This is a genomic window from Bacteroidia bacterium (assembly GCA_026932145.1).
In the GTDB taxonomy this organism is placed as follows: domain Bacteria; phylum Bacteroidota; class Bacteroidia; order J057; family JAIXKT01; genus JAIXKT01.
Genome location: JAIXKT010000044.1, coordinates 111,780 through 124,059, shown reverse-complemented (window position 1 = coordinate 124,059; position 12,280 = coordinate 111,780). Strand labels below are relative to the sequence as shown.

The 12,280-nt window shown below is 39.3% G+C and carries 7 protein-coding genes; 5 read left to right on the top strand and 2 right to left on the bottom strand.

Going from position 1 to position 12,280, the window contains the following annotated elements:
• The first annotated feature begins 167 nt into the window (after window positions 1-167).
• Window positions 168-2,969: an excinuclease ABC subunit UvrA gene (uvrA, locus tag LC115_10410; GenBank protein MCZ2357075.1), complete on the top strand. Its 2,802-nt coding sequence runs from the start codon at window positions 168-170 to the stop codon at window positions 2,967-2,969.
• 42 nt (window positions 2,970-3,011) lie between these two features.
• Complete coding sequence (locus LC115_10405) at window positions 3,012-4,610, top strand: sulfatase-like hydrolase/transferase (protein ID MCZ2357074.1); 1,599 nt, start codon at window positions 3,012-3,014, stop codon at window positions 4,608-4,610.
• Window positions 4,611-4,641: 31 nt separating this feature from the next.
• On the opposite strand, the gene LC115_10400 is transcribed toward LC115_10405, so the two are convergent.
• Entirely contained in the window at window positions 4,642-6,510 is a 1,869-nt protein-coding gene (locus LC115_10400) for a UbiD family decarboxylase (GenBank protein MCZ2357073.1), read from the bottom strand.
• An 86-nt stretch (window positions 6,511-6,596) separates the two neighbouring features.
• Window positions 6,597-8,180: an SAM-dependent DNA methyltransferase gene (locus LC115_10395; protein ID MCZ2357072.1), complete on the bottom strand. Its 1,584-nt coding sequence runs from the start codon at window positions 8,178-8,180 to the stop codon at window positions 6,597-6,599.
• A 275-nt stretch (window positions 8,181-8,455) separates the two neighbouring features.
• On the opposite strand from LC115_10395, the gene LC115_10390 reads away from it, so the two are divergent.
• The 3 genes from LC115_10390 to LC115_10380 form a co-directional block, all read left to right on the top strand.
• Window positions 8,456-10,495, top strand: coding sequence for a T9SS type A sorting domain-containing protein (locus tag LC115_10390; protein MCZ2357071.1), 2,040 nt, complete (start codon window positions 8,456-8,458; stop codon window positions 10,493-10,495).
• A gap of 185 nt (window positions 10,496-10,680) precedes the next feature.
• Window positions 10,681-11,598 carry a hypothetical protein gene (locus tag LC115_10385; protein ID MCZ2357070.1) on the top strand — a complete coding sequence of 306 codons (918 nt, stop codon included), beginning with the start codon at window positions 10,681-10,683 and terminating at the stop codon, window positions 11,596-11,598.
• Between the two features lie 15 nt (window positions 11,599-11,613).
• A partial coding sequence (locus LC115_10380; GenBank protein MCZ2357069.1) for a S1C family serine protease occupies window positions 11,614-12,280 on the top strand: 667 nt, incomplete at its 3' end.

Below are 12,280 nucleotides of genomic sequence, written 5' to 3'. Positions count from 1 at the left end.
CAAACGATGCAAGGCAAAAACTCAGAAGACTTTATCCGTTAATTTACGATTAACACAACAGTAGTCCCCAAAAATAATCTACGGATAGTTTTTGAATTGAACTTCCTTATTTCGTAATTTTGGAATCAATAAACAGCACCTCAAAAACAGCTTTTTTGCATGTTTTTATGAAAAGAAGAGAAATCATACTACAAGGAGTTAGGGTTCATAATCTCAAAAATATTTCTGTAAATATTCCCAAAAATCAGTTAGTCGTTTTTACAGGCGTAAGTGGGTCAGGTAAGTCATCATTAGCATTTGACACAATCTATGCAGAAGGGCATCGGCAATATGTAGAAAGTTTAAGTTCTTATGCGCGTCAGTTTTTAGCCCGCACTCCTAAGCCGGATGTAGATACTATATCCGGCTTAGCACCGGCTATTGCCATAGAGCAAAAAGTACATTCCGGAAACGTTCGTTCTACCATAGCTACCGCAACAGAGTTATACGAATACCTAAGATTATTATTTGCACGAGCAGGACGCACCATTTCTCCGGTCAGCAACCAAGAAGTGCAAAGCGACACCGTAAGTGATGTTGTTGAATATATTATGAAACAACCAACCGGTACCAAAATTATCCTGACTTCCAAGATTACTATTTCGCACAAAACAATCATTCAGAAAGAGCTGCAAACGTTGCTCCAAAAAGGCTTTACTAGGGTTTTCTATAACAATAATCCCATTGAAATAGAATCTGTGCTATCTGGCGCAGAAAAAGTTACATCTAAAAAACTTGAATTACTTATTGACCGTTTTATCGTTCGAGAAAATATTGATGAAGCAGAGCAAAATCGAATATCGGATAGCGTTCAAATAGCTTTTACCGAAGGAAATGGATATTGCTCTCTTTGGATAGATAAAGATACTATTCAATTTTCGGAAAATTTTGAACGCGACGGAATCGTTTTTGAAAGACCTACTCCCCAGTTATTCAATTTTAATAATTCCTACGGTGCTTGCCGAAAATGCGAAGGTACCGGCACGATAACCGATTTTAGCCCGGAACTTGTTTTTAGGAAAAAATATTTATCCATAACTGACAACTGCATACATCCATGGACTTCCGTTTTTGTCTCAAAAGCAGTTAAGAACCTTTATAGAGATTTTCTGGCTGCAGCACCTATATTTAAGGTGCGCACAAATGTTCCGTATGCACTTCTTTCGCAGGAGGAGAAAAACTTACTTTGGTTCGGTAATAACAAACTTCCGGGACTTTATCCTTTTTTAAAGGGAGAATACCCCGAAGTAAGATGTTCAAATCCTAATATTTACAAAGGCCCGACTGCCTGCCCGGAATGTAGCGGATTTCGCCTGCGTAAAGAAGCTAACTACGTTTTTGTAGGAAACTACTGTATGAAAGACTTGTTAGCACTCACAATAGACCAGCTAAGTGAAGCCTTTGAACAGATTCCGCAGCAATTACGAGAGCATGAACTAAATCTATCTACCCGTTTATTGCATGAAATCACGACTCGTTTAGCTTACCTAAGACAAGTAGGTGTTGGTTATCTGCAAGTTAGCCGGCCTATGAATACTTTATCAGGCGGAGAAACACAACGAATCCATTTGGCAACTTATTTGGGAAGTAATTTAACCGGTGCAATGTATATCTTAGATGAGCCGAGTGTAGGTCTGCACCCAAGAGATGCGAACAACTTGATAGAGATTTTAAAGCGTCTGCGAAATCAAGGTAACTCCGTTATTGTGGTGGAGCACGATGAAGCAACGATCCGAAATGCAGATTTTATCCTTGACTTTGGCCCCAAAGCCGGTGAACTGGGCGGCCAAGTGGTCGCACAAGGAAATTTACAAACGCTACTAAACACTTCAGAATCCTTAACCGCGCAATATCTAAACAGAAAACTACAAATCCCAATACCTGTTACATACAGAAAACCAATAGGTTGGATAAATTTAACCAATGTTTTGGAACATAATTTAAAAGGTATAAATGTATCTTTTCCTTTGGGTGTGCTCACCGTGGTAACGGGAGTTAGTGGTTCTGGAAAATCTACGTTGGTACGAACAGTGCTTACGCACGCTTTAACTACCACCCCCGTTAAAACAAACTACGTCAGCCAGAGCACCCCGATTTATGAGAGTGTATCCGGTGATTTTCAGCTTTTGAAAGCGGTAGAAGTGGTGGATCAAAGCCCTATCGGGCGAAGCTCCCGTTCAAATCCGGTAACATACATAGAAGCATTTGAAGCCATTCGGGAGTTGTTTGCAAATCAACCAGATTCAAAAAAAAAGCGGCTTAGCCCAGGATTTTTTTCATTCAATATTGCCGGAGGACGTTGTGAATCCTGCGAAGGAGAAGGCGAAATACTCATCCCAATGCAGTTTTTACCGGACGTTAAAATAACCTGTGAAGCCTGCAAAGGAAAACGCTTTTCCCAAAATGTCTTAGAAATCAACTATAAAGGCAAAAATATTGCCGATGTTTTAGATATGACTGTTTCCGAAGCCATCCAGCATTTTAAGAATGTTCCTAAAATAGTCAATCGCCTACAAAAATTAGAAGACGTGGGCTTAGGCTATATTCGTTTAGGTCAAAGCTCCAGTACGTTATCCGGAGGTGAGGCACAACGGGTAAAATTAGCGGCTTTCTTAAGCCGGTCTAATAGCGAAAAAAATAGCTTACTAATATTCGATGAACCCACAACCGGCCTTCATTTTTATGACGTAGATATTCTGCTTCAGGTTTTTAACCAACTTATCGAGGCTGGTAATACAATCATTGTTATTGAGCATAATTTAGAGGTTATTAAATGTGCGGATTGGATTATTGACCTTGGGCCTGAGGGTGGAGCTAACGGCGGATATTTAGTTTATGCAGGTACTCCTGATAAAATCTTACAGCAAAAAAACTCCCTTACAGCTACTTTTTTAGCACAACGGCTAAAAGAAACTGTTATTAATCAATAGTTTATGTTTTTTAATTATCTTTTAATTTTCCGCAACTTCATTTTGATTACGTTGTGGATTGGTATTGGTATTTTGGGTGTGTCAGGTCAAAAAAACGTATTGATATTGCTTTCTGATGATTTGGGGTACGATTACACCCCTTTTTGGGGTGTGGGTGTTGATCCTGCGCCTTTACCGCGCTTAACGGCTCTTCGGGATACAGGACTTTTATTTCGCAATTTTTGGGCTACTCCAGCTTGCTCCCCAACCCGTTCCAGCCTTATGGCCGGACGTTATCCATTTAGAACCGGAGTTGGGGGAGCCATCAACGGTACCAACACAAACTCCATATCTGCTTCCGAATGGCTGTTTCCGAAAATAATCAAAAAACACCCAACACAGAACTACCGAACTGCCTTAATAGGAAAATATCACATCAGCAGTACCGGAGTTACTTCGCCAACGGGCCCTGTTCCAATGGGCTGGGGTTATTATGCAGGGCAGCACATAGGAGCTTTACCAAGCTATTTTAACTGGTCAAGAACCATAAACTACAACTCCTATCCGTGTACTACCTACGCAACTACCCAAAATGTAAATGATGCAATCGCTTGGTTAGATACCGTAACCGGCCCATGGGTCTTGTGTATGGCCTTTAACTCTCCCCATAACCCCTATCATTTACCTCCCAATAATTTACATTCATTCACCAATCTTTCCGGAACCCAAACAGATATTGACACCAATCCTCAGCCTTATTTTAAAGCTATGTGCGAAGCATTAGATACCGAAATTGGAAGGATGGCAGATTCTATGAGGGTTAAAGGATTATTAGACAGCACTATAATAATTTATTTTTCTGATAACGGCACGAATAGCCGTTTTTTTTTTCCGCCACTACCCTTTTATCAAGGGAAAGGAACTCTTTATGAATCAGGGGTTAAAACCCCTCTTGTAGTGGCAGGGCCAGACATAACAGCCAAAGGAAGTGATTGCAGTGCCTTAGTAAGCGTTGTAGATATTTTCAGAACGGTGTTGGCAATAGCGCAACTTCCCCAAGATTCAATTCCAAATACTTTACCCATTGACGGCATAGACTTCTCTCCTTATTTTAAAAACCCAAACCTGCCTTCAAACCGCACTTGGTTGTATTCAGAAACCTTTAATAATACAGCACTTAAAAATGGTATCACGGCACGAAATAATAGATTCCAGTTACTTTTGTATGATAACGAACCACCTCTATTTTTTGATATTCAAAATGACCCTTTTGAAAGAACAAACTTATTAGCCCGTACCTTAACGGCATTTGAAATATCTCAATACAATCTGCTCTGTGATAGCATTATGGCACTTAGAAACACTTCTTCAGCTTGTTCCATCTTAGTTACTGACCCTAACAACGACCTACCCAATACGGCTATCAAAATATACCCTAACCCTGCCAATGGGTTTTTAAATATTTGGTTAGATAGCAATGAGTTATCAACAGCTACTTTTCGTATCTTCAACCAACAAGGTAAAGAAATATTGTCTGAACAAAGTATTGCATCACAACAGGTTAAAACAATTTCTATTACTAATTGGGCTTATGGAATCTATCTTGTTGAGATTCACGCACCCAATAGAAATGTTATTCGTAAAAAATTTATGGTTGATTAAACCCTAAAGCTGTGTTTTTCAGCGGTTAGACTCAAATTATATTGTGTAACGGCTTGCCGGGAAGTGCTAATAAATCTACTTTTGCTTCAATTTCCGGTAAAGATTCTAATGCCGGTGCATGAAATGGCTTTATCCGCGCATCAATAATTAAACTTCCGCTACACCCCCAATGCTTTTGGTAACTACATTCACCTACTCCATAAATATCTGCCGCAGGGTCAGAACGGGTAAACGTTATCCATAAAAAATTATCAAAGTTTTTTGCTAAAAAAGTACTATCATCACACAAAACCAATAACGGAAAATCATTTATTAATTCAGGATAGGCTTCTAATGAGTTCGTTAGCTCTTTTATTTCAGTTGCAATGTATTGATAAAGCGCCGTTCTTTCTTCGGGTAAAAAAGGTTTAGATAGTGAAGATTGAATGCCCAATATACCCGGAGCGACTACGCGGGGGTTAGAAAAACCTGACGGTAGCCTTAGCTCTTGTGATAATTGGGTAGCTAAGTTTCGTATAGGTTTTCCTACGGCAGCCAGCACAACCTTAGAACCGCGATTAAACCCTGCCCCCGAATAATCAAGGGTGTCTATAGTTGTGTTGGTGTAAAAATGTAAATCTCTTTTCCAGTCAATTCTGGCTAATATATGCTGAAAAAAGTCCGGTATGTTATGCGTGTGCAACGCTGAATCATCCGATTTATTGCTGATAATCAGATATTTTGCTAATGATAATTGGCCAAAGCCGAGGATATTATTTGCAATAGTAAGCAATTCTTGCGGGCGTTGAACATCCTGAAAGGGAACATATCTTTCACTGCCAATAGCCAACAGCAATGGGTGGACTCCGGCGGCATCTACGGCATTAACTTCGTGTAGCCCATGAATTTCAGTAGGAATAGCAGGGCCGGTTAGCTCATGAATGAGCAGGCCAAAACTGGTATCTTCTTGCGGAGGCCGCCCCACAACCGTAAATGGCCAAATCGCATTTTTACGATGATATACAGATTCTACCTGCATAACCGGAAAGTTATGCTGCAAACTATAATAACCTAAATGGTCTCCAAAAGGACCTTCCGGCTTAGTTTGGCTTAAATCAACAGTTCCGGTAATGACAAAGTCTGCATCGGCAGATAACACATGACCATTACGGTGAAAATACCGAAAACGTCGTCCTCCCAAAACTCCCGCAAACGTAAGTTCCGAGATGCCCTCCGGCAAAGGCATTACAGCCGACAAAGTATGCGCAGGAGGGCCACCCACAAAAATACTCACCTTCAACAACTCTTTCCGCTCCCTAGCACGGGTAGCATGAACCCCTATTCCGCGATGAATCTGAAAATGTAAGCCAATTTCTTTATCCTGAATATATTGATTTCCAGAAAGTTGAACTCTATACATCCCAACATTAGACTGCATGATTCCGGCTTGGCCGGGAGTTAAGCTAAAAACTTGTGGCAACAAGATAAAAGCTCCGCCGTCTCTATGCCAACTTTGAATTTGTGGTAACTGTGATATTTTAGTTTGAAGAGATAGAACTGACTGCGGCCAATAAACCCGCTGGGGAAGTGCGTACATAGCCGCAAATGGCAACTTAGCTATTGCTATCGGGCTTTTGAGTAATTCTGCTGGATTTGCCTTAGCACGAATGAGCTGCTGCACCATCTGAATGGTATCTCGAAAGATAAACCGAGAACGCTCTAACGTACCAAATAAATTGGATACCGCCCGAAAAGGAGAACCTTTTATACGCTCAAACAGAATAGCCGGCCCCTTAGCGGCAAAGACACGCCTATGTATCGCAGCCATCTCTAAGTAAGGATCAATTTCTTGCGGTATCCGAACCAACTGGCCGGTACGCTCCAAATCCAAAACCGCAGCCTCCAGACTCTGATAACTCATAAAACGTTTGACTTCAGGGTGCAAATAACCAACATTTATCGTACCATAGCTCAACTATTTGTGGCTGCAGCTTAGCAGAAAAAATGCTAAAAAGATTCGTATTTTAGCATTTTTTTAATCTTTCCGGGTTGTGCCCAATTCATGGTTCCTTCCATCTTTAATGACAGTAGATATTTTTCTATTTGTTTATCAGATAGTTCCGCCTGGATTCTTTTGGCTTCAGATAATGCCCTAACTGAGATGAAGGCTTGCAATGATTGGTTTGCTTGCCAATTGCCTTCAAAAATTGTTGGATTAAAACGGGTCTTGCCAGAAGCCTCCCAAACTACTTTGTATGGAAAAAAATTGTATTCCCCAATGCCTAATATTGCCCACCAATATCCACGACCAAGTATAGCGTTGAGCATTACACCTTTTCTGCTTTGTAATATCTCTTTATTTGTTTCAAGATAGTTCTTGAGTTCAGGAAATAGTTGAATTTGATTCCAACCCAAAGGCTTTCCATTATTGGTGTAAGGCAAAAGAACCCATTTAGACGGAACTTTTGCTTCTGTTTTGAACTCTTTTGATGTAATAAGCGGAAAGATGAATTTCTTAGGCAAAATGATATTATCTTTATGCTTGTTGGAAACGCTCACTAAGTCTTTGGTTACTTCATTAAGAGAATCAAAGAAATAGATATTATTTGCTCCACAGGTATTGATTCCTTGCCTGGGACTTGATTCCTTTTTTATCATCACAGATTTAATGTCTTTAAAATCAACATCTTCATCCTTGGAAATAATACTTAATGGGTCTGTTTCATGAAACATTGGCTTAGCTATGTATTCATTCCAAGAGGTATTTTCTTTTCGGAAATACGGTATTGGGAAATATGGGTTCTTGTCCCGAATAAAATGACTCAACCCATAGCGGGTCGCAATTCCGTCAAATACATCTTCATCATTAAAATCGAAAACGGCATTAACACAATAATTTACTTCCCCAATGCTATAAGTTCTGAAATTTCTGTTAGCACCATCATTTAAGAATAATGAAAGTGGCATAAACATAATTGCTTCACCATTTGGTTTTAAGAAATCTTTAATGGCTATTTGAATAATCAGTGCAGCTATATCTATTCTGCTTCCCCCTAACAAAAGGTTTTGGCTATTTCCTATCAAATCATATTTGAAAAAGTAGCTTTTGATTTGCTCTTTATAGCTTTTCGGTAAATCTACAAAGTTTTGCCAAGGAGGATTGCCCAATACAATGTCATATTTTTGGGGCGTAAGGCGCAAAAAATCTTCATTGGTAAAGTTTCCAGACATATTTAAGCCATACTTTTCCCTGAACTTATTCAATGCTTGATTGAAATAAACAGTATTCAATTCATTGCCAAAAAGCCTATGAGTTGGGAGTGTATCAATTGCATATCCTTTAGAAAAGCCATAAGTGATTAAGGCTTCAAGTAGATTTCCTGCTCCCATTGTGGGGTCAAATACAGAAGCACCGGTTACCCATTTTGCAAACAGGTCGAGTTTATCTATGGCAAATTCACCCCATTTTAGTGGAGTGAATATATCACCAATTTGCAACTCCTTATCTGACAAATCGAAAGTTTTGATAGGCAATATTCCTTTTTGTGTGTATGATTGAGAAATCTTCTTGTCAAATTTAGCTTGTTTCACAATATGATTCACGATATAAAAGGCACAAAGTTCATTATATTAGATAAAAAACCTACTTGCTTTTCCATGAAAACAGAAAACTATGATGTCCTAATTGCAATAATGATTCACCAACGAAATCATAGCTTTCATTCTTTCTGAATTTTAACCTTTTTCAATGCTATCAAATAATAAAAAAATAACCCAATATTTTTTTTGAGTAAAGTATAAGTTATTTAGTTGTGTATGTGATTTTCGTATCTTTGAGGTCTTAAAACATACTTATAAATATGTATATGAAGAAATTATCACTTACCATGTTTCTTGTTGGGTTAGCGATAGCATCGTTTGCCCAAACGCAGCGGGTTGTGCTGCACGAGTATTTTACGAATGCTTCATGTGCGCCTTGTGCTGCCGCAACGCCTGTACTAATGAACACTTTAGCCACTCTGGGAGAAAGTAAAGTAGTTACGGTTTCTTATCATGTCTGGTATCCGGGTGTCGATCCTATGTATAACCATAACACACAGCAAGTTAGAGATAGACACAACCTCTATAATTTAAATGGTGTTCCAAATTCTGTTATTGACGGTAATGTTTACAACGGCCATCCCAATGGTGCTACGTATCAGAAATTTGATGACCGGAGTATGGTTGCTTCTCCCTTTTCGTTGGATATTCGTCCGGGTTTTTCAGGCGATTCCTTAACCGTTAATATGACCGTTAAAGCCAGCCAGAATGTTCCTAACGGCAACTACAAGGCTTATATTGTAGCTATTGAAAAAGAAGTTAATTTTGTAAGCCCTCCCGGAACCAATGGAATGACTAAGCATGAATATGTGATGAAATATATGCTTACCGGGTCAGGCGGGTCAAGTTTACCCGCTACTTTTAACACCAATGACGAAGTTGTAGTGAGTGGAGCTTGGAAAATGGCTAATATCTATGACCTTAGCCAGCTACGTATTGTAGGCTTTGTTCAAAATATGAATAATAAAGAAGTTATGCAAGCAGGTATGGCCGGAAATCCCATTCCTTTTACCATAAATTTAGCCATTAATTCAGCTACACCACAGTTAAATGTGCAGCAGCCGGCTACGCCCAAAACCTACACAATGGATTTTTCCAACACCAACTCACAAGCCGAAACCTATAAGTTTAAACTACTCAAAGATGTTTTACCATCAGGTTGGTCTGCCAGTTTCAGTGTTAATGGAAATACCTCATCAGATTCCTTAATGCTTTCAGTAGGAGCAGGCGCATCCCAGCAGGCAGTTATCACTATTACTCCCAGTGCAGCAACTCCCGGAAAAGGAAAAGTCTATTTAGAAGTTTCCCCGACCTCATCGTTTACAATGTATAAAATCCAGAAAGAAGCTATTTTGATTTCCGGTGTTCCTACGTTAGTGATTAGTAAACATCCGGCAACGACTAATGCGGTAGCCAACGCACTTACCGGAATAAATCGTATTAATGCAACATTAGAAGGTGGTGAAGTTCCACTATTGCCCGCAGACCAATATACTTCCACCAATTTTAAAAATATTTTATGGCATACCGGCTCTGATTATGGAAACTGTGTTAGTGAAGCAGAAGCCGGAAATTTAGTAACCTTTTTAAATACCGGCGGACGAATCATGTTCCAAGGTTCTGATATTGGTTATTATATCAATGGAAACGGCACAACTATGCGCCGCTCTTTGTATCAAAACTATATAGGTGCTCGCTATTTAGTTGATGGCGACGGTAGCGACCCGGCTGAGATTGGGGCTACCACAGACTTTTTACTAAACACCTATGGTTCTGCCTATCTAAATTCAAGTTATTCTCATTATTCTGATAGAATTGCCCCTCGCACTCCTGCGATAGCAATTATGAATTATTTTCAAGCCGGAAGCCCGGATACTGCTGCAGCCTTACGTAATGAGAAGCCAATTACTGGCGGAGGTAGCTACAAAACAGCTTATTTCGCCTTCAGAATGGAAGCCTTAGATGATGCTAGCGTACGGGATTCTATTACCAGCCGTGTGTTCATGTGGTTTGACGGCCTTATTGGCCCCACTGCCTTAGATGATGCCCTTGCCAGAATCACTATGCAGCAAAACTTCCCGAACCCAGCTAATGAAAGCACAACCATTCGTTTCTCTGAAAATTCTAAACCAATTCTGCTCAAAGTTATAGATGTGTTAGGCAAAGAAGTTCATCAGCAGTGGATACCCGCAGGCCAACAAGAAGTTACCATAAATACAGCCAGTTTCGGTAACGGCGTATATATCTACCAACTATCAGACGGAGTTAATCCCATAACCAGCAAAAAATTAATTATACAACATTAATTTAGTAATAAACAAATCGAAAGCCCCTCATAATGAGGGGCTTTCGATTTTAAGGTAACTTTTTTACTACTTTAACGTTTAATACTTAGATAACATCTAACTGGCTTCTACCCGGCATTATTGGTTTATTCAAAGTATAAATATCCGGTAAGCCTTATTGTTAAATTATCAATACCCAAAACACGATGACACCTGAGAGATTGCAGTCCCTTTTCACATTATTAGATGACCCTGACCCTGAAATATATCAAGTAGCTGAAACTGAATTACTTACCTATGCCAAGCATAACCGTATTCAATTAAGGCAGTTACAAAAAGATTTTCCTGCCTTAGCCTCCAAAATCAAAATAGTATTTCAAAAAATAGCCATCCCACAGATATGGCAAGATTTAGCCGATTGGCACTTAACAGGCGGAAAAGACTTATTAACGCCTTGGTTATTACTGACTAAATTTGAACATCCAGATATAGATACCCAACAGTGTAAAAATCAAATAAACAGGATTTTAAATCTAATTTGGCTGCGGCAAATGCCTAATATGAACATGGAGCAACGGCTACAACAAATTCATCAGTTATTATTTGACATAGAAAGTTTTAGATTTGGTTTAGCGGAAAACAAACCCACATCCGGTGCATATTTATTGTCTGATATTTTGGACAACAAATACACGTCCTTTTTCCCCATGATGTTGTTATTTTACGTAATTTGCCAAGAATTAGACATTCCGGTTCAGTTTATAAAAGTAAAATCAACAGATGAAACCTGCGAAACACGAGATAAAGAAGCTATTTATTATTTCTTACGCTTTTTTGGGGAAGGAACGTCCCGTAAAATAAGTGAATTTTATCTTGTGATGGCTGATAATAAGGACGTTGGGGATGCCGTAATTTACAATGAGAAAGATTTTTTAGATCTGATTCAATTAGATAAAACAAGATTCAATAACACTAATTTTTGTGCGATGAGTAACATACAAATATTTAGGGAACTTTCTATACTGTTAGCTCGTACCTATTCTGAGGATAATGCGCTTTTGTGCAGGCATAATTTATTCATTCATGAATTATTTAAGGATATTTTAGTTGGTTTTAAAAAGTAGTTTTTGGGGGTTTCTATGCGGTACCTGAGTTTAATTAGCTGGCGGGTTTTCGGGAGCGTCTTTTTGGGTTTCTTAGGAGGGGCGGCTTTCGTTTATTGGCTTCTTTCGCCTTCGGAAAATATTCATGACGGTGAGGTACGTTCATTGCCATTCACACGTGCAAGCAGCACTGGTACAGTATCTTTATTTGGAACGGCTGCTGAAAGAGCTATACCGTCAGTTGTGTATATTCATTCTACTCACGAAATTCAAGACGAACATGACTTTTTCGGTGTTGCAGAATTACTAAACCCCGGAACTGAGGTTCATGGATCAGGAGTTATCATTTCATCAGACGGATATATCGTAACCAATTATCACGTTATAGAAAACGCCAATAAAATCTGGATACGTTTATCAGACCACCGCTTATTTGAAGCCGAGATTATCGGGAGAGATAAACACACGGATTTAGCTGTTTTACGGATAGATGCTCCCAATTTAAAACCCATTCAGTTTACGAATTCAGATGCAGTAAAAGTTGGCGAATGGGCATTAGCTATTGGCTCTCCATTTAATTTACATTCTACGGTAACTGCCGGAATTGTTAGCGGAAAGGGACGGTGTATTGGCGCTATCAGCCAGCAAGTTAGCGACCCATCAGAATATACTACAGAGTCATTTATCCAGACTGACGCTGCCG

Excerpts from the sequence above, each read along its gene's own strand:
- uvrA (MCZ2357075.1), top strand. The coding sequence starts at position 168 with ATGAAAAGAAGAGAAATCATACTACAAGGAGTTAGGGTTCATAATCTC.
- LC115_10400 (MCZ2357073.1), bottom strand. The coding sequence starts at position 6,510 with ATGAGTTATCAGAGTCTGGAGGCTGCGGTTTTGGATTTGGAGCGTACC.
- LC115_10390 (MCZ2357071.1), top strand. The coding sequence starts at position 8,456 with ATGAAGAAATTATCACTTACCATGTTTCTTGTTGGGTTAGCGATAGCA.
- LC115_10385 (MCZ2357070.1), top strand. The coding sequence starts at position 10,681 with ATGACACCTGAGAGATTGCAGTCCCTTTTCACATTATTAGATGACCCT.